Origin of the sequence: Cyanobium gracile UHCC 0139 (assembly GCF_034931325.1) — a bacterium.
Classification (GTDB): domain Bacteria; phylum Cyanobacteriota; class Cyanobacteriia; order PCC-6307; family Cyanobiaceae; genus Cyanobium; species Cyanobium gracile_B.
On sequence record NZ_JAYGHX010000002.1, the window covers coordinates 66,945 to 88,388 of the forward strand.

The following is a 21,444-nucleotide window of genomic DNA, read 5'->3' on the forward strand; positions in this document are numbered from 1 at the left end:
TCAGTCGGCCGGGGCTGTCCGGGGATCAGGCGTCGGCACTGCGCCGGCGGCGCCACAGCCGCCACACCTTCTCCAGTTCCAGGTAGAGGAAGAACAGCAGACTGAAGCCCACGCAAATGCCGAGGTCGCGGGCCGAGAGGGGCACGGTGCCGAAGAATGTGGCCAGCACCGGCACGTAGAGCAGCGACAACTGCAGCAGGGTGGTGAACACCACCGCCCCCAGCAGCCAGGGGTTGCTGAACGGCGCCACCTGCACCAGGGGGCGGTCGCTTCTGGCGGCCAGGGCATGCCCCATCTGGGCCAGGCAGAGCATCGTGAAGACCATCGTCTTCCAGGGGCCGCCACTGCGGGAGGCGTAGAGCATCATCGTGATCGTGATGGCGGCGAACACCACGCCGACGCGCAGGATGTAGCTGCCGATCCCCCGGGCGAAGATCGATTCGCCGGGTTCGGCGGGCGGGCGCTGCATGAGGCCGGCCTCGCCGGGCTCGAGGGCCAGGGCCAGGGCGGGAACACCATCGGTGACCAGGTTCATCCAGAGGATCTGGAGGGGGGTCATCGGCACCCCCATCAGCCCGAGCAGGGGGGCGGAGCCGATCGTGATCAACTCGCCCACATTGCTGCCGAGGATGTACTTGATGAAGCGGCGGATGTTGGCATAGACGAGCCGGCCCTGCTCCACCGCGTTGACGATCGTGGCGAAGTTGTCATCGAGCAGCACCATGTCGGCAGCCTCTTTGCTCACCTCGGTGCCGGTGATGCCCATGGCCACGCCGATGTGGGCCTGCTTCAGGGCCGGGGCGTCGTTGACGCCATCGCCGGTCATGGCGACGATCTGCCCCAGGCCCTGGAGGGCCTTGACGATGCGCAGCTTCTGCTCCGGTGCCACCCGGGCGTAGATGTTGCACCGGCCGACGATCGCGGCCAGCGCACCGGCATCGGCCTCCTCCAGCTGGCGGCCGAGCACCACCTCGGCACCGGTGTCCACCAGTCCGATGGTGACACCGATCGCCCGGGCGGTGAGGGGATGGTCGCCGGTGATCATCACCGGCCGGATCCCGGCCTCCCGGCAGCGGGAAACGGCCAGGGCCACTTCGGGGCGGGCGGGATCCAGCTGGGCCATCAGCCCCAGCAGCACCTGGTGCTCCAGTTCGTGCTCAGGGCTGGGGTGGTGGGGGGCGCAGGCGAAGGCGAGCACCCGCAGGCCTGAAGCGGCCAGCTCGCGGGCCTGCTCCAGCCACCACTGGTGCTGCCCGTTGGTGAGGGCCGCCACGCCGGAACCGTCCAGCCAGCGGTCACAGGTGCCGAGGATCACCTCGGGGGCCCCCTTGCTGATCATCAGGGTGGCCGATCCGGAGGCACTGGCCCCGAGGGGGGCCTGCAGGCTTCCCTCGCGGTCCTGCACCCAGACGGCCATCAGCTGGCGTTCGGAGCTGAAGGGGATCTCTGCTTCCCGCCTGTAGTGGCTGCGCAGGGCGAAGCCATCGAGGTCGGCCTTGGCGGCGGCCACCACCAGGGCTCCTTCGGTGGGATCCCCGAGGATCTCCCAGCGGCCGTCCGGCTCCTGCTTGAGCTCGGCATCGCTGCACAGCACCCCGGCCTGCAGCAGCAGCGCCCGGCCCCCCGGGGCCAGACCGGCGGTGGCGCCGGGGGGCGGGGCCAGGTCGGTGGCGTGGAAGTCGCCGTGGGGGTCGTAGCCGTTGCCGCTGACCGCCAGGGCCGTGGTGCCACTGCGCAGCTCCTGCACCACCTGGCGGTTGAGGGTGAGGGTGCCGGTCTTGTCGGTGCAGATGACCGTCACCGAGCCCAGGGCCTCCACCGCCGGCAGGCGGCGGATCAGGGCGGCGCGTTGCACCATCCGCTGGGTGCCGATCGCCAGGGTCACGGTGATCACCGCCGGCAGACCCTCCGGCACGATCGCCACCGCCATCGACAGGGCCACCTCCAGCAGGTCGAGCAGGCGCTGCCCCAGCAGCCAGCCCAGCAGCACCACCACGGCCACCAGGGCCAGGGCGGAGACCACCAGCACGTTGGCCAGGCGATCAAGCCGTTGCTGCAGCGGTGTGGTCTCGCCACCCGCGGTGTTGATCATCTGGGCGATCTTGCCCAGTTCGGTCTGCATGCCCGTGGCGGTGACCACCGCCAGACCGCGGCCGCGCACCACCTCGGTGCCCTGGAACAGGCAGTTCTGGCGTTCCAGGACCGGGGTCGTGGGTTCGAGCACCACCACGGCCAGCTTGTTCACCGCTTCGGCCTCGCCGGTGAGGGCCGCCTCCCGCAGGCCCAGTTCAGCCACCTCCAGCAGGCGGGCATCGGCGGGCACCCGATCGCCCGCCTCCACCCGGATCAAGTCCCCGGGGACCAGCTGCTCGCTCGGCAGACGCTCCCAGATGCCGTCACGGCGCACGGTCACCAGGGGCTGGGCCATGTTGCGCAGGGCCTGCAGGGCCTGCTGGGCGCGGCTTTCCTGCAGATAGCCCAGCAGGGCGTTGAGGCCCACGATCAGCACGATGGCGATCGCATCCTTGGGGAACCGCTGGGCGGCGAAGGCCACACCGGCCGAGACCGCCGCCACCGCCAGCAGCATGATCAGCATCACGTTGCTGAACTGGTCCCAGAGGATGCGCAGATGGCTGCGTCCGGCCTTGAGCTCCAGTCGGTTGGGCCCCATGCGGGCCAGCCGTTCGGCGCACTGGGCCGTGCTCAGACCGTCAGTGCTGGCCTCGAGGGCCTGCAGGCACGCCTCTGGGGCCAGGGTGTGCCACAGGCTCGCGGTGGCGGGAGCGGTCAACGCGGCGGATCACAGGTGGCCCAAACCTTAGGCATGGGCTTTCGAGGGTCCGGTTCGCCCCGCACCCCTGGCGGAGTCGCGGCTGGCCCATGGCCCCTAGCGTCTTAGGGCATCCCACGGACGAGTCGACGACGCATGGCCGGCCTCGACAACCTGCGGCGCCGGCTCATCGGCACTCCCCTGCCCACCAGCGCTCACCACGCGGAGCGCTACAGCAACGCCGAGGCCCTGGCGATTCTCAGCTCCGACGCCCTTTCCTCGGTGGCCTATGCGACCCAGGAGATCGTGCTGGTGCTGGGGATGGGCGGCGCGGCGGCCCTCGGCTACACCCTGCCGATCACGGCCCTGATCGTGGGTCTGATGCTGGTGGTGGCCAGCAGCTACCGGCAGACGATCAAGGCCTACCCCCACGGGGGCGGCTCCTACCGGGTCTCCCAGCAGAACCTCGGGCAGACGGCGGGCCTGGTGGCCGGGGCCTCGCTCTCGATCGACTACGTGCTCACCGTGGCGGTGAGCGTGGCCGCCGGCATCGCCGCCCTCACCTCCTATGTCCCGGTGCTGGAAACCGAGCGGGTGCCCCTCTGCCTGCTGGCGGTGCTGGCGGTGATGCTCGCCAACCTGCGCGGCGTGAGCTCCAGCGCCCGGTTCCTGAGCGTGCCCACCTACCTCTTCATGGGCGCGGTCGTCACCCTGCTGGTGGCCGGGGCGATCAAGACCGGGCTGGGCCAGCTCCCCCCCCTGCCGATAGGGGAGCAGCAGCGGCTCCTTGAGGCCGCCCACCAGGGCAGCCAGGGGCTGCAGGCCATCGGCCCCCTGCTGCTGATGCGGGCCTTCAGCTCCGGTTGCGCCGCCCTCACCGGCATCGAGGCGATCAGCGACAGTGTCGCCGCCTTCCGGCCGACCGAGTGGCGCAACGCCCGCCGGGTGCTGGTGGTGATGGTGCTGTTGCTGGCCGTGATGTTCAGCGGCATCAGCGCCCTGGCCAGCCAGAGCGGCCTGGTGGTGGAGGACAACGGCCCCACGCTCCTCTATCAGCTGGGGGAGCGGATCTTCGGAGATGGGCCGCTGCTGTTCGTGCTGCAGTTCGCGACGCTGCTGATCCTGCTGCTCGCCGCCAACACGGCCTATGCCGATTTTCCGCGGCTGGCCGCCTTCCTGGCCCAGGACGGCTTCCTGCCCCGCCAGCTCTGCTCCATCGGGGACCGGCTGGTGTTCAGCAACGGCATCCTGGCCCTCAGTGCCATGGCCGGCCTGCTGCTGGTGCTGGTGGAAGGCAGCGTCAGCCGCCTGATCCCCCTCTATGCCGTGGGGGTGTTCATCAGCTTCACCCTGTCCCAGGCCGGGATGGTGATGCACTGGTGGAAGCTGCGGGACCGGGGCTGGCGCAGCCGGGCCCTGGTCAACGGGGTGGGGGCGACGATCACCGCCGTGGTGGGAGCGGTGCTGCTGATCAGCAAGTTCACCCAGGGGGCCTGGGTGGTGGTGCTGGCGATCCCCCTGCTCGTGCTGATGTACCTGCGCATCCGCACCCACTACGACCATGTGGCCAGGCGCCTGCGCATCGTCTCGGACGGGCGGCTGACGCTGCCGGCCCCCCCTCCGCCCGGCGACGGCACCCCCACGGTGGTGCTGGTGGGCCAGCTGCACCGTGGCAGCTACGAGGCCCTGTGTTTCGCCCGCAGCATCGCCAGCGACCTGGTGGCCGTGCATGTGGATCTCGCCGGCGACCAGGGGGAGGCCTTCCGCGCCCAGTGGAGCCGCCAGCTGCCGGACGTGGCGCTGGAGGTGTTGCCCTCCCCTTACCGCTCCCTGGTGGACCCGGTGACCCGGTTCGTCAGGCGCTTCGAGCAGGAGCACCACAGGGATCGCCACGCCTTCTGCATGGTGGTGCTGCCGGTATTCGTCACCCGGCACCGCTGGGAGAACCTGCTCCACAACCAGTCGACGATCCGCCTGCGGCGCGCCCTGCGCGAGCACGGCACCCGGGTCGTCACGACGGTTGGGTTCTACCTCTGAAGCGGGGATCATTCAGGCGTCAGGGGCAGCGGCAACGCCCCTGACCTGCTAGATCGCTGACATCAGGCCGTTGCCATGCAGAGCTTTCTCGCCGTTGCTTCCACCGGACAGGGTCTGATCACGCTCCTGGTGTTCATCGGGGCCATTGTCCTGTTCGTGAGCGGCAAGCTGGCTCCTGAGGTGACCGGCCTCCTGGCGGCGGCGCTCCTGGTGAGCCTGGGGGTGCTGACTCCGGAGGAGGCGGTCAAGGGGTTCGGCAGTCCCGCCCTGATCACCCTGATGGGCCTGTTCGCGGTTGCCTCGGGTCTGTTCCGCAGTGGTGGTCTCGACCGGCTGCGGGCCTTGATCGGCTCCGATGCGGTCCGCAGCCCGAAGCGGATGATCGGTCTGATGGTGGCGGTGGTGGCACCGGTCTCCGGCTTCATCCCCAACACCCCGATCGTGGCGACCCTGCTGCCGGTGCTGGAGAGCTGGTGCCACCGGCGCGGGGTGTCCCCCTCCAAGGTGCTGCTCCCGCTGTCCTTCGCCACGATCCTGGGGGGAACGATCTCCCTGCTCGGCACCTCCACCAACCTGCTGGCCAGCGACGTCAGTCGGCAGCTGGGTTTTGGTTCCCTCGATCTGTTCAGTTTCACGGCGATCGGCATCCCCGTCTGGCTCATCGGCGGTGCCTACATCTTTTTCTTCTCTGAACGTCTGCTGCCCGATCGCGGTTCCAGTGACGACGACATGCTCGTGAGCCTGGCCCGGGAGGGCTACATCACGGATGTCCTGATCCCGGAGGGTTCCGAACTGATCGGCAACTCCCTTCACGACAGCCGCCTGCAGCGGCGTTTCGACGTGGATGTGCTGGAACTGCACCGAGGGGCCGAGAGCTTCAGCGCGCCCCTGGCCGATCTGCAGCTCCAGGCCGGAGACAGGTTGCTGCTGCGCTGCAACCGGGACAATCTGCTGCGGCTGCAGCAGGAGCACACCGTCACCCTCGCCCCCGTGGGCGATCAGGAGGACGATCTGCGGGAACTCAGCGGTGTCACCGACTCCCCCCAGCGGGTGGTGGAGGTGCTGCTGCCCAACGGCTCCACCCTGGTCGGTGCCAGCGTCCGGGACCTGCGGTTCCGGCAGCGCTACAACGCCACCATGCTGGCGGTGCGGCGCGGCAACCAGGTGCTGCGCGAGCTGCTGGGACGGGTGGTGCTGCAGGCCGGCGATGTGTTGCTGCTTCAGGCCCCCCTCGACGCCATTCGGGGGATGCAGGCCAACAACGACCTGGTCCTGCTCGATGAACTGGAGAAGGACCTGCCCACCACGGACCGCAAACTGACCGGCATGGTCATCGCGGCCCTGATGATCCTGCTGCCGATGTTCAAGGTCCTGCCGCTGATGGCGGCGGTGCTTCTGGCCATGGTGGCGATGGTGGCGACCGGCTGCCTGCGGCCGGGGGAGGTGCAGCGCTCGATCCGCTGGGACGTGATCCTGCTGCTGGGCTCTCTCTCCTGCTTCAGCGTGGCGATGCAGAAGACCGGTCTGGCGGAGGCCCTGGCCGGGGATCTGCTGCAGGCCCTCAGGGGCTGGCCGACCTACGCGGTGCTGCTGGTGGTGTTCGTGCTGGGCCAGGCCTTTACCGAAGCCCTCAGCAACGGCACCACGGTGGTGCTGCTGCTCCCGATCGCCGCGGAGCTGGCCAAGGGGCTGGCGCTGCCGCCGATGGCCTTCATCTTCGCGATCACCTTCGCCGCCAGCCAGAGCTTCCTCACACCGATCGGCTACCAGACCAACCTGATGGTGTTCGGCCCCGGTCGCTACCGCTTCCTGGACATGGCCCGCTACGGCGCCCCCCTGTCGATGACCCTCGCGCTGACGGTGCCCTGGCTGATCTGCCGGTACTTCGGCCTCTAGGAGGCCGCCGCAGCGATCCCTTCAGGCGGGAGGTTCCTCGCCGTTGTTCTCCAGGGCCCTCTCCTCGAGGCGGCCCACCAGCTTCGGCACCACCAGAACGATCGCCAGCAGCACCAGGGCGCCAAGGCCGAATTCCACCACGCCCTTGACCATCTGCTCGAAGGGGATCCAGCGGCCGCCGAGCCAGGCCAGCCCCACCATCGTCGAGGCCCAGAGCACGGCCCCCAGCATGTTGAACAGCAGGAAGCGGCGGTAGGGCATGCGCACCGCCCCGGCGATGGGGCCGGCCAGCACCCGCAGCACCGCCACGAACCGGCCCAGCAGCACCGATTTGCCGGCATGGCGCAGGAACCGTTCCCGCAGGTCCTCCATCTGCTCCGGGGTCCGCCCCAGCAGCCGTCCGGCCCGCAGCAGCAGCCCCCAGCCCGCCCGGCGCCCCACCCAGTAGCCGAGGTTGTCCCCCAGGATCGCCCCGCCGGCCGCCGCCCCCATCACCCCGAGCACCTGCAGCTGGCCGCTGCCGGCCGCGTATCCCGCCAGCAGCGTGACCGTTTCGCCGGGCAGGGGCACGCCGGCGTTCTCCAGCAGCATGGCGCCGAAGACCACCCAGTACCCCCAGTCCTGGAGGAGCGTCTGGAGCGTGGTGAGGCTGATGGTCCCGTCGAACACGGCCAGGGGCCAGGCCATCGCAACGCGGAAGGAAACCAGACCCTATCTCCCCGGCCAGGCCAGTGTTCCGGTGCAGAGCCAGCGGCGGCGGCGCAGCCGGTTGGCATGGGGCCCCGGCCAGGTGAAGCGGGGCAGATCCAGGGGCGGGGTGGCGGCGGTGACCAGGGCGGCGTCGACGGTGGCCACCTGGAGGTAGTGGCGACCGCAGATCTCCCCGTCACCGGGCAGATGGCTGTTGAAGGGGTAGGAGAAGGCCCGGGGGGCCTCCCCCAGCACCTGCTTGAGCTCGGCGGCCGAGCGGCTCAGCTCCTCTTCGAACCCCTCCGGGCTGATGCTGCAGCGGGGAACGTGGTGGTGGCCGTGGCTGCCCAGCTCGTGGCCGGCCTCCCGGGCCCGGCGCAGGTGGGCGGCGCTGGGGTACAGGCGCCCGGCCGCCGCCGCCAGTTCGTCGGCCGTGCCCCAGCGTTCCGCCATCTCCGCCAGCACCTCCAGCACCTGTACCACGGGGGTGCCATCCCGCAGGCGGGCGATCAGGGCCGCCCCCCCCAGATTGGCCGGCAGATCCAGCCGCTGGTGGGCCAGTTCCTCCAGCCGGGGCGCCAGGGTGGGATGGGCGCCATACCAGTAGAGGGCGTGCTCCCAGACCAGCTCCCCGCCGGCGTCCATCGCGGTGGACTGGAAGAACACGGCCGGGATGCCCAGGCTCCCCAGCACGTCCATCCCCTGCTCGTAGTTGCAGCGCAGGCCGTCATCGAAGCTGATGATCACCCCGAAGTCGGAGCCGCTGGGAAAGCGGCCGGCCCGCAGGTCGGCGTAGGTGAGGAAGCGGGCGCCGCGGCGCTGCAGGACGCCGAGCTCGGCGGCCAGCTCCTCGGGGGGAATCGGCGGCACCCCGAAGCGGTCGAGGAAGGGCTCCCGGCCCGGCCGGTCGACCCGGTGATACAGCAGACACAGCACCTTGCCTCGCAGACGCCGGAGCCAGAGGCGATCCAGTGGCGGCAGGAACAGAAGGTCCGCCGCCCGGTTGGCCGCCCGTCCCAGGCGGCTCATGGCTGCTCCCCCCGCACCACGCGCACGGCACCGTCGTGGCGGGCCTGGTCGGCCAGGTAATCGCGCACCAGGCCCCGGGCGATGCGGCGGTTGGCCATCAGCCGCTGCCAGGGCTCGTAGACGTAGCCGGTGCGCCGCAGGAACAGCTTGCCCTTCTCCCACTGGGGCACCCGTGGGGCGGTGCCGGCCTCGAGCCGGCGGGCCGCCTCGATCAGCAGCTCGATACCCACCTGGAAGCTGCGCACCTCGATGGTCTCGACGTCGTCGTCGGGCACCATCGGCACGTGGGCCGACAAGATGATGTCGCCGCTGTCGATGCCGGGGTCGATGTGGTGCACCGTCACGCCCACCAGCTCCGGATGCCCCTCCATCAGCATGTAGAGGTTGCAGTTGGCGCCGCGGGAATAGGGCGACAGCCCGGTGTGCAGGTTGATCAGGCCGTGGCGGATGGCGGGGATCAGATCCAGCACCGGCTTGCGCAGCAGCAGGGTGCCGTTCACCAGCACGATGTCGGGGGCCACCTGGCGCAGGAAATCGGCGGTGCGCTGATCGTTGATGGCCGAGGTGACCAGCACCGGCACCCCGTCCGGCAGTTCGGGCGGGGCCCCGTCCCGGTGGAAGAGTTGCCGCTGCAGGGCGGCGCCGCGGCGGTCGTGGGGGCGCAGCAGCACCCGGGCGATCACCTGACGCAGCAGCCGCATCGGCCGGCGGTACTTGGCCAGCCGGGAGAGCGTGCTGCGGCTGGCCGGCGGCGACACCTGCAGCACCACGCCCACCAGGGTGAACGCCTCGGCTGCCCGCCGCACCAGGTGGCGCTGGTAGAGGCCGTCGCAGCAGAGCACGGCCACCCGCAGGGAGCTCACGGCCATGGATCCGCCGATCGCAGCATCATCTGCGGATGGTACGGACGGGGCGGCCGGAAGGCGGCACAGTGGGACCGATCCTGAGGCGCCCATGGCCGTCCGTGACGTGCTCACCATCGGAGATCCCCGCCTGCGCCAGGTGAGTGCGCCGGTGGAACGTTTCGATGACCCTGGCCTGCCGGCCCTGCTCCAGGATCTGCGCGACACCATGGCCGCCACCGCCGGGGCCGGCCTGGCCGCCCCCCAGATCGGCGTGCCCCTCCGGGTGGTGATCTTCGGCATCACCCATAACCCCCGCTACCCGGAGGCGCCCCCCATCCCGGAGACGGTGCTGATCAATCCCGTGCTCACCCCCCTCGGCGACGGGCAGGACGACAGCGCCTGGGAGGGCTGTCTGAGCGTGCCCGGCTGGCGTGCCCGGGTGCCCCGCTGGCACCGCCTGCGCTACCGGGCCTTCGATCCCGAGGGCCGGGCGTTCGAGCGGGAGGTGGAGGGCTTCCACGCCCGGGTGGTACAGCACGAATGCGACCACCTCGACGGGGTGCTGTTTCCGGATCGGATGCCGGCGGGGCTGCCCCGTGGCTGAGCTCACCGCACCCGTCCCGCCGCCGGCCCCCCGCTGGTGGGTGCGCGGCGACCTGGACGGCTTCCTCGGGCTGGGCCTCGACAACCTCATCCAGATCCTGCTGATCGTGGCCCTCTGCCGCGGCGTGCTGGGGTACCCCGATGGCCTGATCTTCGGCACGATCCTGCCGGCCACCGGCATCAGCCTGGTGGTGGGCAACCTGGCCTACGCCGTCCAGGCCCACCGGCTGGGGCGGCGTGAAGGTCGCGACGACCGCACCGCCCTGCCCTACGGGATCAACACGGTCAGCCTGTTCGCCTACGTGTTTCTGGTGATGCTGCCGGTGAAGCTGGCGGCCACCGGTCAGGGCCTGGATCCCCAGGCCGCTTCCCTGCTCTCCTGGCGGGCCGGCCTGCTGGCCTGCCTGGGGTCGGGGCTGATCGAGGCGGGGGGCGCCTTCCTGGTGGCCCCCCTGCGCCGTTGGCTGCCCCGGGCGGCCCTGCTCTCCACCCTGGCCGGCATCGCCCTCGGCTACATCGGGCTGGGTTTCCTGCTGCGCACCTACGCCGTCCCGGTGGTGGGGCTGGCAGTGCTGGCGGTGATCCTGCTGGCCTACTTCGGCCAGGCCCGGCTGCCCCTGCCGGGTGGGGTGCTGGCGGTGCTGGTGGGCATTGTGCTGGCCGCAGCCACGGGCCTGCTGCGGCTGGATGGTCCCACCTGGCAGGCCAACATCGCCCAGGTGGGTCTGCACCTTCCGGTGCCCCGCCTCGGCGCCCTCTGGGAGGGCCGCGACGCCCTGATCCCCTGGCTGGGGGTGACGGTGCCGATGGGCCTGTTCAACCTGCTGGGGTCGCTGCAGAACCTGGAGAGCGCCGAGGCGGCCGGTGACGCCTACCCGGTGAAGAGCTCGCTGCTGATCAACGGCATCGGCACGGTCGCCGCCGCCGTGCTGGGGTCCTGCTTCCCCACCACCATCTACATCGGCCACCCCGGTTGGAAGGGCATGGGGGCCCGCATCGGCTACTCCTGGCTCAATGGCCTGGTGATGGGCCTGGGCTGCCTGCTGGGGCTGTTCGGGGTGGTGGGCCAGCTGGTGCCGATCGAGGCCGGCATGGCGATCGTGCTTTACATCGCGCTGGTGATGGCAGCCCAGGCCTTCCAGGCCACGCCGCCGGCCCACGCCCCCGCCGTGGCCCTGGGATTGCTGCCCGGCCTGGCGGGCTGGGGGTCGCTGATGCTGAAGGCGGGGCTGCGGGCCGGGGGCAGCGGCACCCCGGCCAACCCCTTCGGTCCCCAGCTGCTGCTGCCGCTGCAGCAGGCGGATGTGTGGGCCGCCGGCGCCTTCGCCCTCGAGCAGGGTCAGATTCTGGCGGCCATGCTGCTGGCGGCGATGCTCGTGTACGTGATCGAGCAGCGCTTCCGTGCCGCCGCCCTCTGCGCCCTGGTGGCGGCGGCCGCCTCCTGGCTGGGGCTGATCCATGCCTGGAGCTTCACCCTGGCCGACACCGTCCTCGACCCCGGCTGGGGCAGCGGCACCCCCTGGGCCCTGGGCTATCTGGCGATGGCGGTGGTGTTCCTGCTGGGGCGCCCCCAGCGCTGAACCGGGCGCTGCCTAGGGTTAGGCGATTGCAGCGCCGCTCCATGGCCTCCGCACTCAAGGGACGCCTCAAGCGGATGGAGCAGCGCTTCGAGCGGGTGCTGTGGCGGCTGCGGCTGATCGCGATCCTGCCGGTGATCATGAGCCTGGTGAGCACGGTGGTGTCCTTCGTGCTGGGCACCGTGGAGATCGCCAAGGCCCTCGCCGGCCTCGGCCACGTCGATCAGCTCGACAAGACATTCGTGGCCGAACTGCTGGGGGCCATCGTCTCGGGGATCGACCTCTACCTGATCGGCATCGCCCTGCTGATCTTCGGCTACGGGGTCTACGAACTGCTGATCTCGCCGATCGAGGCGGCCCGGGAGCATGACCAGGGGGGCGGCGGCCTGCTGGACATCCGCAACCTCGACCAGCTGAAGGAGAAACTGGTCAAGGTCCTGGTGGTGGCGCTGATCGTGTCCGCGTTCAAGGCGATGCTCACCCTGCCGATCAAGGACGGCCCGTCCCTGGCCTTCTTCAGCCTGAGCGTGCTGCTCCTCGCCCTCAGCGGCTACCTGGTCACGGGCAACGCCGACAAGGTGCTCCACCGATGACGGCCGCGGCCCCACCCGATTCCGTCACCCCGCCCCAGCGCCTGCGGCTGCGTCGTCCCGACGACTGGCATGTGCACCTGCGCGACGGCGCCCTGCTCCAGATGGTGGCCCCGGCCACGGCCCGCAGCTTCGCCCGCGCGATCGTGATGCCCAACCTCAGTCCGCCGATCACCACGGTGGCGGCGGCCGCGGCCTATGGCGCCCGGATCCGGGCGGCCCTGCCGGACGGCAGCCACTTCACCCCCCTGCTGACCGCTTACCTCACCGACACGATCGATCCGGCGGAGATCGAGCGCGGCCACCGGGAGGGGGTCTTCACGGCCTGCAAGCTCTACCCGGCCCATGCCACCACCAACGCCGCCGCCGGCGTCACCGACCTGGCCCGGATCGAAGCGGTGCTGGCCGCGATGGAGCGGATCGGCATGCCCCTGCTCATCCACGGCGAGGTGACCGACGCGGAGATCGACATCTTCGATCGCGAAGCCGTGTTCATCGAGCGCCACCTGGCGCCGCTGCTGTCGCGCCATCCCGGCCTCAAGGTGGTGCTGGAGCACATCACCACCGCCGAGTCCGTCGCCTTCGTGCGTCAGGGGGGCGCCAACCTGGCCGCCACCATCACCCCCCATCACCTGCACATCAACCGCAACGCCATGTTCCAGGGCGGCCTGCGACCGGACTTCTACTGCCTGCCGGTGGCCAAGCGCGAACGGCATCGGCTGGCCCTGCGCGAGGCGGCCACCTCGGGTGAGCCCTGCTTCTTCCTGGGCACCGATTCGGCCCCCCATTCCCGCTCGGCGAAGGAAAGCGCCTGTGGCTGTGCGGGGATCTACAACGCCCCCTTCGCCCTGGAGAGCTACGCGGCGGTGTTCGAGCAGGAGGGGGCCCTGGATCGCCTGGAGGCCTTCGCCAGCCTGCACGGCCCCGCCTTCTACGGGCTGCCCGTGAACGACGGCCACATCACCCTGGTGCGGGAGCCCCACACGGTGCCGCCGCGCCTGCACGGCAACGGCGCCGATGGCACCGCCAGCACCCTGGTGCCCTTCCATGCCGGCCAGGTGCTGCAGTGGCGGCTGGCGGACGACGGCTGAGGGCCAGCCCGCGGCTGCCGGGATCGATCAGGGGCGCGGTGCCAACGGCGCCCCGTCCGCCAGGGAGGGAACGCCGCTCAGCACGGCGGTGCCCGCCGGTGCTCCGCCTGCCGCCGGGATGCGCTCCATGGTGCGGTAGCCCCGGCCGTCGAACACCTCGCGCACCCAGGTGGCCGGGGCGCCGCCGCCGGACTGCAGCCGCCAGAGATCGCGCCAGCGGTTGCGGCGCGCCTCCGGGACGATCACCGGCAGCCGGCTGGTGGGGAAGCTGCTGATGAGCCGATAGCCCCGGGCTTCCTGGCGGAACACTTCGAGCGTGCAGCCACCGGTGCCGCAGACGTAGGGACCCATCAGGTAGACGAGCACGTCCTGACGGCCATCCCCATCGAGGTCGGTGCGGCCATACACGTAGCTGACCCGCCCCATGCCCTCGGCGGCGCTTCCCAGGGGGCGGCGCAGGTCGGGAGAGGCCGCCAGGATCGCCGTCTCCAGCGCCGGGTCGGGCCGGTTGCTGTAGCCGGGCCCGGTGGCGGCGTGGGGTTCCCAGATGAGGAGGCCGCCATCGGCCAGCAGACTCAGGTTGAGCCTGCCGTCCCGCAGCAGGTAGCCCCTCACATAGGGAAGCTGGCGGGCCAGGGGTTCCCCCAGGCTGGGCGCCGGGCACAGAGCCTTGGTACTGGCCAGGGGCCCGAAGCGGAAGCCGCCGTTGCCGGGGTCGGCGCTGGGCTCCACCTGCCAGGTGCCCATGGCGCGGTTGCAGTCGAGCTGCAGGACCGCCCGGCCATCGGCCTGGAGCGAGAGGGTGTAGCGGGAGGGGTCCTGCGGGCGCTTCAGGCCCTGGGCGTCATCCATCGACTGGATCCCCACCAGCTGCCAGCTGGTGCCCTGCAGCGGCGGGTTCTGGGGGCCTGCCTGCAGGGGCAGCGATGCCCCCGTCAGGAGCGAGGCCGCGGCCACGGCGCTCCCGCTCCAGGCCGCCAGGAGCCGGATCGAGCTGGCTGGGAAAGGCATCGGGCATCTCCGGCGGGCTCTCCACAATCGGACACGGACGCCGGAGCGGCGGCAGACGGACGAGCATGGACGTGCCGCCCGGCCGCTGCCATGCCGATCCTCCGCGCCGCCGCCACCTATTTCGCCCTGGTCTTCGCCGCCGGCGTCGTTCTGGGGGCGGTGCGGGTGCCGCTGCTGGTGCCGCGGCTGGGGGAGCGCCTGGCCGAACTGCTGGAGATGCCGTGGATGGCCCTGGCCATGGTGCTGGCCGCCCGGCTGGTGGTGCGGCGGCAGCTCCCCGGCTGTGGTCCCCTCACCCGGGCGGCTGCCGGTGCCCTCGCCCTGGCCTTCATGGTGGCGGCGGAGCTGGCTGTGGGGCTGGTGCTGCGGCAGCTCCCCCTGCGGGAGATCCTCATCGGCCGCGACCCCGTCTCCGGCGCCGTGTACCTGGCCCTGCTGCTCCTCTACGCGCTGCTGCCGCTGCTGCTGGGCCGCGGCTCCACCACCACGGCGGTGCCATAGCAGAGCACCTCGGTGGCGGCGGCGGTGCCGCCCTGCACCTCGGAGCCGTCGTAGCGGGTTCCCACGATCGCGTTCGCCCCCAGGGCCCGGGCGTGCTGGATCATCTGCTCGTAGGCCTGCTCCCTCGCCTGCTCGCACATCTCCGTGTAGGCCCCGATCCGGCCGCCCACGATCTGCTTGAGGCCGCCCAGGAAGCCCTGCACCAGGGTGGGGGAGCGCACCACGATGCCGCGCACCAGGCCCCGGTAGGCGGTGATGTCGTAGCCCTCGATCGTGAAGGTGGTCGTCACGAACACGGGTTTCACCATCGGGAGGCGGTCGGCGGCCGCCCCATCCTGCTGGGAGCGGCAACCCGGATCAAGCGGGGTGCTCCAAGCGGCTGGATTCAGGCGGCCGGGCCGAGGCCCGCCTCCAATAGGGGAATCGCCCGCTCCAGGGCCACCCCGCGGCTGGCCTTGAGCAGCACCCGATCCCCCGGCTCCAGCCAGTCGAGCAGCAGGGCGGCCGCCTCCTCGGGCGTGGCCGCCCGCGCCAGCCGCGGCAATCCGGCGGCGGCGGCGAGCATCGCCTGGGCTTCGGCCTCGGCGGCCACAATCACCAGCCCGTCGAGCCCAAGGGCCCGGGCACGGCCCGCCACCTGGCGGTGCAGCTCCAGGCTGCGGTCCCCCAGCTCGAGCATCGTGCCCAGCACCGCATAGCGGCGGCCTTCGCAGGCTCCGCCCGGGGCCCCCAGCAGCTCCAGGGCCGCCAGCACCGCCTCCGGGGAGGCGTTGTAGGTCTCATCGAGCAGCTCCACCCCGCCCAGCTGCGCGCGTCGGGCGCGGCCGCCCGGCAGCTGCACCGCCAGGTCGCCGAGGGCCGCCGCCGGCACGCCGAGTTCCCGGGCGACGGCCACCGCCAGCAGCAGGTTGCGGGCGTTGTGGCGGCCCTCCAGCGGCAGCGCCAGGCTCGGACCGTCCAGCAGGCACAGGGAAGGGCCCTCCAGCCGGCCCACCAGCTCCGCCGCCGGCACCCCCGCCGGGAAGTCCGCCGCCTCGTCCTCCAGGGCGACGCGCACCACCCGGCCCCGCCACACCCGCCCCAGGGACTCCTCCAGCAGCGGGTCTCCGGCGGGAATCACCAGCACCCCTTCCGGCCCCAGACCGGCGGTGATCTCGCACTTGGCCCGGCCGATCGCCTCCCGGCTGCCCAGGCGGCCGATGTGGGCGGTGCCGATGTTGGTGATCACGGCCACGTCCGGCTCGGCGCAGCGGCTGAGGCGGTCGATCTCCCCCAGACCCCGCATCCCCATCTCCACCACCAGGGCCGCCGTGCACGCGTCCGCCTTCAGGATCGTGAGCGGCGCCCCCACGTCGTTGTTCTCGTTGCCGCTGCTGGCCACCACGGGTCCGAGGGGCGCGAGGGCCGCCCGGATCAGTTCCCGGGTCGTGGTCTTACCCGCCGAACCGGTCACCGCCACCACCGGCAGCCCCAGCTGCCGCCGCCGGAGGCGGGCCAGCTGCTGGTAGGCCTCCAGGGTGTCCTCCACGGGCCAGATCGGACGGCCGCTGCCGGCCACCAACTCCGCCAGCGCCGCCCCGTCCAGCCGGTCCCGTTGCACCAGGGCCGCCGCCGCCCCGGCGGCGAAGGCGTCGGCGACGAAGCGGTGGCCATCGAAGCGCTCCCCCACCAGCGGCACGAACAGGGCGCCGCCCAGGTCGCCGCGGCTGTCGGTGCAGACGCGACGGATGGGGTCGGGTCCAGCGGTTCTGGGGGCCATCAGGGGCTCGCCCCAGAGCTGGCACAACGGCTCGAACGGCAACAGCATCAACCTGACAGTCCAGGGTCGAGCAGGATCATGCCGGACCCCACCAGGGCACCGCGGGCCAGCAATCGCCCCTGGCCGTCCACCAGTTCCAGCCGCTCGTAGCCCAGCCCCCGGGCGCGCTCCTGCCAGCGCTCAGCCCAGCGGCTCCGGCTCGCCGGGGCGAGGCCGGCGTAGCTCGGCGCCATCGTCAGCACCAGGCGGCCCTCGGCGGGCTCGGGGTGGGCCGAAGCGATCAGGTGCTGCGGGTCGTCGTCCGCCAGCAGGGCCAGAAGGGGGTCGAGCTCCAGGGCGGGGGGCGGCTTGGGTTCCGCCACCGGTGCGGGCAGGACCGGCGCCGGTTCCGGCGAAGGGGGCATCGGTGGCGCCGGTGGCGAAGGGGGGGCCGGGGCGACGAGGGGGGGCGCCGTACCGCCGGCCGGATCTGCACGGTGGGACAGCCCCCGCCAGATCTGACCCCCCAGGGCCAGCAGCAGGGCCAGCAGGGCGGCCAGCAGCAGGGGCCAGAACAGCGGCGCCAGCCCCTGCGGCCAGAAGCCTGGCACCGAGAGGTCCCCCTCGCCATTGCGGCGCCAGAGCTCGCGCAGCTTCAGACGCAGGGAGGCCAGCACGGCTCTCAGGGCCTGGCCGAGCCGGCCCCAGGGGCTCGCATAGGGCACCGGCAGATCGGAAGGTGGCGGAACCGGATCAGCCATGGACGCCGGGGACGGGAAGCTGGCTCAGGAGTCGTTGCGACGGCGCAGCAGGGCCAGGGGGTTACGGGGGCGCTGGGGCGGCGGCGGCTCCTTGGGGGAGCCCTCCGGCCGGGAGTCGTCGTGCAGGAGGCTCGGGTCCGCCCCCTGGCCCTGGGAGAAGCGCTCCACCTGGGCCGCGTCGGGGGTGGGCTCCTTGACCCCGCAGACCTCCCGGTACATGGCGTCGTACTCCAGGGCGGAGCGGTTCCAGCTGAAGTCGGTGGTCATGGCCCGCCGTTGCAGCTCCTGCCAACTGGGCTCGTTGCGGTAGGCCTCCCAGGAGCGCACGATCGTGGTGTAGAAGTCGATGGCTTCGTAGCGATCGAAGCCGTAGCCGGTGCCGGTGCCGGCGGTGGGGTCGTTGGGGGGCACGGTGTCCACCAGGCCGCCGACGCGTCGCACCACCGGGATGGAGCCGTAGCGCATCGCCAGCATCTGGCTGATGCCGCAGGGCTCGAAGCGGCTCGGCATCAGGAAGGCGTCGCTGCCGGCGTAGATCAGCCGCGACAGGGCGTCGTCGTAGGTGAGGAACACCGAGAAGCGGCCGGGGTGGCGCGCCGCCATCTGCCACAGACCCGACTCGTAGCCCCGTTCGCCGGTGCCCAGCACCACGAACTGGCTGTCGCTGTAGGCCAACACGCGGTCGGCGACCTGCAGAAGCAGGTCCACGCCCTTCTGGTCCACCAGCCGACTCACCATCCCCATCAGGTAGGAGCGGGGGTTGACGTTCAGGCCCATCCGTTCCTGCAGCAGCCGCTTGCAGGCGGCGCGGCCGCTGAGGTCGCCTGAGGAGAAGGGGGCCGGCAGGGTGGTGTCGGTGGCGGGATTCCAGTCCTCGGTATCGATGCCGTTGAGGATGCCGCGCAGCTTGCCGCTGATGAAGTTGAGCAGGCCGTCGATGCGCTCGCCGTATTCGGGCGTGCGGATCTCCATCGCGTAGGTGGGCGAGACCGCATTCACCCGGTCGGCATAGAGCAGGGCCGCCGCCATGGTGTGGTCGCCCTGCATGTACCAGGGGCACCAGGTCATGCGGTCCAGCTTCCAGCGCCAGGGGCCCTGGTAGCGGAGGTTGTGGATGGTGAACACCGTGCTGATCTCCGGGTCCTGGTGCATCCACACCGGGATCATCCCCGTGTGCCAGTCGTGGCAATGGAGAACCTGGGGCTTCCAGCCACCGTTCCAGGCGAATTCGGCACTGGCGTTGGCGAAGAAAGTGAAGCGCCAGTCCTCATCTTCGCCGCCATAGATGCGCTCGGGATCGAACACCGGATGGCCCACCAGATAGATGGTCAGACCACTGGTGGGGTGGCGGGTTTCGTAGATGGCGAAATCGGTGCCCATCGCATGGCCACGCCACATCGGTTCGGCCGGAATCTCCAGCCGACTCCACAGTTTTCCGTAGCCCGGCATGATGATGCGGACGTCGTGCCCCAGTGCCGCCAGGGCCGGTGGCAGGGAGCCCACCACGTCGCCCATGCCCCCCACCTTGATCATGGGAGCGCACTCCGCAGCGGCAAACAGAACCCTCATCCGCGCTCGATCGCTGGTGCGCCTGGAACTCTACGGGCTGCCAAGGAGCGTTCCGGCGGCCGACGACAGCGGGCTCAGGGCAGCACCGTCACCGGGGTGCCGACCTGGACCATCTCGAACAGCTCCCTGACGTCCTCGTCGAACAGCCGCACGCAGCCATGGGAGACGGCACCACCGACACTGTCGCGATTCGGCGTGCCGTGGAAACCGGAGGTCACGCACCCCTTCACCTCCAGATGCTCCTGGCCGTTGAAGCCGCGCCGGCCCTTGCAGTCACGGTGGAAGCCGATCCACCGGGAGCCGAGGGGATTGGTGGGGCCGGGGGGGATGCGCACGCCCTTGGCGGGGTGCTCCCAGATCGGGTAGGCGGTCTTCTCGATCACGCTGAAGGAACCCACCGGCGTCTCCCAGCCGGGCATGCCCACTCCCACCCGGAAGCGGCGCCGTTCCCGGCCCCCCTCCATCACCTTCAGCAGCCGACTCCGGCGGTCCAGGATGAGTTGCAGCGGGGGGGAGGCGGGCTCCGCCGTCGCCGCAGTCGGCTCCGGGCTGCCCGCCGCAGCGTCGCCGCCTGCGACGGCGGCCATCGCGGGCTGCACCGACCATCCGGAGAAAGAGCTGAACAGGGCCAGAGCCAGGGGCAGGACGGCTTGGCGGTTCACGATGCGATCAGTCGGGATCAGACTCCAGACCTCAGGTTAGCGAGCCGAACGCAGTGACGGGCCGGGGTCTTGCCATGGGCAGGCCGGGCACCGGTCTATGCTCCTTTCAGCGATACCAACGGTGAACCCGATTGCAGCCTCGATTGCAGCAATCGGGAGCATCGTCACGGTGGCACCGTTTCGCCGTCAGTACGTCCGCCGTTCTGTTCATGGGTCTGGAGATCGCCGCCCCATCCCTTGGGGCCCAGGACCATTACCACGGCCTTCTTTACAGCTACAAGAACGACACCGTGCCGCCACGCTGTTCGCGCAGCTTCTGGCTGCTCCAGAAGAGCAAGAAGGTGTGGTTCCTGGTGGATGAGCAGCACAAGGACAGGGACACCGAACCTGCTTTCTTCTACCGGGGCCGGAGAATTCTCTACCGGGGAGACCTACTGTCACTTCCTCCAGAACGGAGGAAAGCCCTCGAATCCAACAGCATCGTGTGGGGTCAGTCCGTCGCCCATGGCTGGGGACGGGGGCCGAACGGGACGAACTACTACCTGCATCTGTGGACCCGCTGGTCGATCTTCCAGCCAGCCCGTTGCCATCCTGAGTCCTTCACGATGACCTTCCTGTCCCCCCATCAGCGCTGAGGGGGTGGCACAGGGAGAGGCAGTTGGTCGCTGCGTCGATCCGCCGATGGCTGATCGTCCATCCGTAGGCGCTGCGGAGTTTCAGAACCATCACCAGGCCCCAGTGGGCCTCCCTGGCGAGGGGATCCTGGCCTGTGGCTTCCATCGCCTTCTCCACGGCCGCCAGGGCGGCCTCGAAGTCGAAGGGGCCCCCCTGGTCGAGAATCTGCACGCAGAACCGCTGGCGGCTTAGCTGCACCGACAGCTGGACCGGTGGCGCCGGGTCCAGATCGGCGTGGGCATGGCGCACCGCATTGGTGAAGCCCTCGACAAGGGCCAGCTGGGCCTGCATCCAGAGCTCCGAAGGCACGGCCGGATCACGCAGCTGGCCGAACCAGCTCAGCACCGCCTCGATCTCATCGAGATCACTGCGGACGCTGAGCTGGCTGAGGGGCCGCGTGGATTCCGATTCCCGGGGCAGGGTCATGCCGCCCCTGAGTTCCTGCTGAACAGGACAAGAAAGGTCCGGACGATCAGCTTCAGGTCGTAGCCCAGACTCCAGTTCTGCTGGTAGCGCAGATCCAGCCGGATCACATCTTCGAAGTCCCGGATGGATGATCGGCCGCTCACCTGCCATTCCCCGCTCAGGCCAGGCCGCACATCGAAGCGCTGCCAGCTGGGAATGGCATAGCGTCGCACTTCATCCGGTGTGGCGGGCCGCGTGCCGATCAGGCTCATGTCGCCGATCAGCACGTTCCAGAACTGGGGCAGTTCATCCAGGCTGGTCTTGCGCAGGATCCGGCCCACGCGGGTGATCCTGGGATCATTGTCATTCTTGAAGAAGGCCCCCTGGGCCTGGTTCACCACGCTGCCCTTCAGCCGTTCGGCATCGGTGACCATTGAGCGGAACTTCCAGATCCGGAAATGGCGGCCCATCCAGCCGCAACGCACCTGACTGAACAGGATCGGCCCCGGGCTGTCCAGGCGGATCGCCAGGGCGATGGGCAGGAACAGCAGCGCCGTCACCCCCAGCCCCACCAGGGCACCGCCGACATCCAGGCCTCGCTTGACGGCGGAGCGCACCGAGGGATGGGTCAGCGGTGGCCGCTGGTCCTCCGTATGGGACAGCTGGGGCAGCAGCCCCTCGGAATGGGCCGTGATCGGCAGGACCTTCTCCAGTCCCGTCATCTGCAGGGCCAGGAACACCTGACGGTTCAGGCTCCAGGCCTCCAGGGGAACCGCGCGCTCCTGGGCCGTCTTGATGGCGCCCACCAGGGCACCGATGCCGCTGCTGTCGATGATGGCCGTGCCCCCGAAATCCAGGACCACCTGCCGCAGGCCCTCCACCTCCGCCAGCCAGCCAGCGAAACCGGAGCGGAACGCCACGGCTTCGGCCACGGTGAGCCGGGGGGGCAGCTGCAGGATCAGGACGCCGTTGCGCACGGTCCTGACGAACGAAG

General features: G+C 70.7%; 20 protein-coding genes. 8 read left to right on the plus strand and 12 right to left on the minus strand.

What is annotated here, in order from left to right:
* Positions 1-25: 25 nt before the first annotated feature.
* Positions 26-2,791 carry a cation-transporting P-type ATPase gene (locus VB738_RS03640; RefSeq protein ID WP_323304456.1) on the minus strand — a complete coding sequence of 922 codons (2,766 nt, stop codon included), beginning with the start codon at positions 2,789-2,791 and terminating at the stop codon, positions 26-28.
* Between the two features lie 135 nt (positions 2,792-2,926).
* Here VB738_RS03640 and VB738_RS03645 point away from each other — a divergent pair, with 135 nt between their 5' ends.
* Both VB738_RS03645 and VB738_RS03650 read left to right on the plus strand, forming a co-directional pair.
* A complete protein-coding gene (locus VB738_RS03645; RefSeq protein ID WP_323304457.1) occupies positions 2,927-4,807 on the plus strand; it encodes an APC family permease in 1,881 nt (626 codons plus the stop codon).
* A gap of 75 nt (positions 4,808-4,882) precedes the next feature.
* On the plus strand, positions 4,883-6,703 hold the full coding sequence (locus VB738_RS03650; RefSeq protein WP_323304458.1) for an SLC13 family permease: 1,821 nt from the start codon (positions 4,883-4,885) through the stop codon (positions 6,701-6,703).
* 21 nt (positions 6,704-6,724) lie between these two features.
* Here the strand turns inward: VB738_RS03650 and VB738_RS03655 are convergent, their stop codons facing one another.
* Genes VB738_RS03655 through VB738_RS03665 form a run of 3 tightly spaced genes read right to left on the minus strand, consistent with a single transcriptional unit; the run spans position 6,725 to position 9,291 of the window.
* Entirely contained in the window at positions 6,725-7,390 is a 666-nt protein-coding gene (locus VB738_RS03655; RefSeq protein ID WP_323304459.1) for a DedA family protein, read from the minus strand.
* Positions 7,391-7,414: 24 nt separating this feature from the next.
* Complete coding sequence (locus VB738_RS03660; RefSeq protein WP_323304460.1) at positions 7,415-8,422, minus strand: polysaccharide deacetylase family protein; 1,008 nt, start codon at positions 8,420-8,422, stop codon at positions 7,415-7,417.
* Positions 8,419-9,291, minus strand: a complete 873-nt coding sequence (locus VB738_RS03665; RefSeq protein ID WP_323304461.1) for a formyl transferase — start codon at positions 9,289-9,291, stop codon at positions 8,419-8,421. The genes VB738_RS03660 and VB738_RS03665 overlap by 4 nt, the downstream gene beginning before the upstream one ends.
* 85 nt (positions 9,292-9,376) lie before the next feature.
* Here VB738_RS03665 and def point away from each other — a divergent pair, with 85 nt between their 5' ends.
* The 4 genes from def to pyrC are packed head-to-tail and all read left to right on the plus strand — an operon-like array spanning position 9,377 to position 13,128.
* Positions 9,377-9,871, plus strand: a complete 495-nt coding sequence (gene def / locus VB738_RS03670) for a peptide deformylase (protein ID WP_323304462.1) — start codon at positions 9,377-9,379, stop codon at positions 9,869-9,871.
* The gene (locus tag VB738_RS03675; protein ID WP_323304463.1) at positions 9,864-11,450 is read left to right on the plus strand and encodes an NCS2 family permease; all 1,587 of its coding nucleotides are present in this window, start codon (positions 9,864-9,866) and stop codon (positions 11,448-11,450) included. Before def ends, VB738_RS03675 begins: the two co-directional genes overlap by 8 nt.
* 41 nt (positions 11,451-11,491) lie before the next feature.
* Positions 11,492-12,040 (plus strand): YqhA family protein, encoded by a 549-nt coding sequence (locus VB738_RS03680; RefSeq protein ID WP_323304464.1) that lies wholly within the window; start codon positions 11,492-11,494, stop codon positions 12,038-12,040.
* Positions 12,037-13,128, plus strand: a complete 1,092-nt coding sequence (pyrC, locus tag VB738_RS03685; protein ID WP_323304465.1) for a dihydroorotase — start codon at positions 12,037-12,039, stop codon at positions 13,126-13,128. The genes VB738_RS03680 and pyrC overlap by 4 nt, the downstream gene beginning before the upstream one ends.
* 27 nt (positions 13,129-13,155) lie before the next feature.
* On the opposite strand, the gene VB738_RS03690 is transcribed toward pyrC, so the two are convergent.
* Positions 13,156-14,139: an META domain-containing protein gene (locus VB738_RS03690; protein ID WP_323304466.1), complete on the minus strand. Its 984-nt coding sequence runs from the start codon at positions 14,137-14,139 to the stop codon at positions 13,156-13,158.
* A 90-nt stretch (positions 14,140-14,229) separates the two neighbouring features.
* Between VB738_RS03690 and VB738_RS03695 the strand changes: the two genes are divergently transcribed.
* Positions 14,230-14,640 carry a hypothetical protein gene (locus VB738_RS03695; RefSeq protein ID WP_323304467.1) on the plus strand — a complete coding sequence of 137 codons (411 nt, stop codon included), beginning with the start codon at positions 14,230-14,232 and terminating at the stop codon, positions 14,638-14,640.
* Here VB738_RS03695 and VB738_RS03700 read toward each other — a convergent pair.
* From VB738_RS03700 to VB738_RS03720, 5 genes are all read right to left on the minus strand, one after another.
* A complete protein-coding gene (locus VB738_RS03700) occupies positions 14,583-14,948 on the minus strand; it encodes a YbjQ family protein (protein ID WP_254947615.1) in 366 nt (121 codons plus the stop codon). The genes VB738_RS03695 and VB738_RS03700 overlap by 58 nt on opposite strands.
* A 77-nt stretch (positions 14,949-15,025) precedes the next feature.
* Positions 15,026-16,447, minus strand: coding sequence for a UDP-N-acetylmuramoyl-tripeptide--D-alanyl-D-alanine ligase (locus VB738_RS03705; protein WP_323304468.1), 1,422 nt, complete (start codon positions 16,445-16,447; stop codon positions 15,026-15,028).
* Positions 16,447-17,139 (minus strand): hypothetical protein, encoded by a 693-nt coding sequence (locus tag VB738_RS03710; RefSeq protein WP_323304469.1) that lies wholly within the window; start codon positions 17,137-17,139, stop codon positions 16,447-16,449. Before VB738_RS03710 ends, VB738_RS03705 begins: the two co-directional genes overlap by 1 nt.
* Positions 17,140-17,163: 24 nt before the next feature.
* Positions 17,164-18,708, minus strand: coding sequence for a glycogen synthase GlgA (glgA, locus tag VB738_RS03715; protein WP_323304470.1), 1,545 nt, complete (start codon positions 18,706-18,708; stop codon positions 17,164-17,166).
* A gap of 74 nt (positions 18,709-18,782) precedes the next feature.
* Entirely contained in the window at positions 18,783-19,370 is a 588-nt protein-coding gene (locus tag VB738_RS03720; protein ID WP_323304471.1) for a L,D-transpeptidase, read from the minus strand.
* A 209-nt stretch (positions 19,371-19,579) separates the two neighbouring features.
* Here VB738_RS03720 and VB738_RS03725 point away from each other — a divergent pair, with 209 nt between their 5' ends.
* Positions 19,580-20,005 carry a hypothetical protein gene (locus VB738_RS03725; RefSeq protein ID WP_323304472.1) on the plus strand — a complete coding sequence of 142 codons (426 nt, stop codon included), beginning with the start codon at positions 19,580-19,582 and terminating at the stop codon, positions 20,003-20,005.
* Here the strand turns inward: VB738_RS03725 and VB738_RS03730 are convergent.
* Both VB738_RS03730 and VB738_RS03735 read right to left on the minus strand, forming a co-directional pair.
* Positions 19,971-20,471 (minus strand): ATP-binding protein, encoded by a 501-nt coding sequence (locus tag VB738_RS03730; protein ID WP_323304473.1) that lies wholly within the window; start codon positions 20,469-20,471, stop codon positions 19,971-19,973. The genes VB738_RS03725 and VB738_RS03730 overlap by 35 nt on opposite strands.
* Positions 20,468-21,427 carry a sugar transferase gene (locus tag VB738_RS03735; protein WP_323304474.1) on the minus strand — a complete coding sequence of 320 codons (960 nt, stop codon included), beginning with the start codon at positions 21,425-21,427 and terminating at the stop codon, positions 20,468-20,470. Before VB738_RS03735 ends, VB738_RS03730 begins: the two co-directional genes overlap by 4 nt.
* Between the last annotated feature and the right edge of the window lie 17 nt (positions 21,428-21,444).

Coding starts and splice junctions, on each gene's coding strand:
- VB738_RS03645 (WP_323304457.1), top strand. CDS start 2,927: ATGGCCGGCCTCGACAACCTGCGGCGCCGGCTCATCGGCACTCCCCTG.
- VB738_RS03650 (WP_323304458.1), top strand. CDS start 4,883: ATGCAGAGCTTTCTCGCCGTTGCTTCCACCGGACAGGGTCTGATCACG.
- VB738_RS03655 (WP_323304459.1), bottom strand. CDS start 7,390: ATGGCCTGGCCCCTGGCCGTGTTCGACGGGACCATCAGCCTCACCACG.
- VB738_RS03660 (WP_323304460.1), bottom strand. CDS start 8,422: ATGAGCCGCCTGGGACGGGCGGCCAACCGGGCGGCGGACCTTCTGTTC.
- VB738_RS03665 (WP_323304461.1), bottom strand. CDS start 9,291: ATGGCCGTGAGCTCCCTGCGGGTGGCCGTGCTCTGCTGCGACGGCCTC.
- def (WP_323304462.1), top strand. CDS start 9,377: ATGGCCGTCCGTGACGTGCTCACCATCGGAGATCCCCGCCTGCGCCAG.
- VB738_RS03680 (WP_323304464.1), top strand. CDS start 11,492: ATGGCCTCCGCACTCAAGGGACGCCTCAAGCGGATGGAGCAGCGCTTC.
- pyrC (WP_323304465.1), top strand. CDS start 12,037: ATGACGGCCGCGGCCCCACCCGATTCCGTCACCCCGCCCCAGCGCCTG.
- VB738_RS03690 (WP_323304466.1), bottom strand. CDS start 14,139: ATGCCTTTCCCAGCCAGCTCGATCCGGCTCCTGGCGGCCTGGAGCGGG.
- VB738_RS03695 (WP_323304467.1), top strand. CDS start 14,230: ATGCCGATCCTCCGCGCCGCCGCCACCTATTTCGCCCTGGTCTTCGCC.
- VB738_RS03700 (WP_254947615.1), bottom strand. CDS start 14,948: ATGGTGAAACCCGTGTTCGTGACGACCACCTTCACGATCGAGGGCTAC.
- VB738_RS03705 (WP_323304468.1), bottom strand. CDS start 16,447: ATGCTGTTGCCGTTCGAGCCGTTGTGCCAGCTCTGGGGCGAGCCCCTG.
- VB738_RS03710 (WP_323304469.1), bottom strand. CDS start 17,139: ATGGCTGATCCGGTTCCGCCACCTTCCGATCTGCCGGTGCCCTATGCG.
- glgA (WP_323304470.1), bottom strand. CDS start 18,708: ATGAGGGTTCTGTTTGCCGCTGCGGAGTGCGCTCCCATGATCAAGGTG.
- VB738_RS03725 (WP_323304472.1), top strand. CDS start 19,580: ATGGGTCTGGAGATCGCCGCCCCATCCCTTGGGGCCCAGGACCATTAC.
- VB738_RS03730 (WP_323304473.1), bottom strand. CDS start 20,471: ATGACCCTGCCCCGGGAATCGGAATCCACGCGGCCCCTCAGCCAGCTC.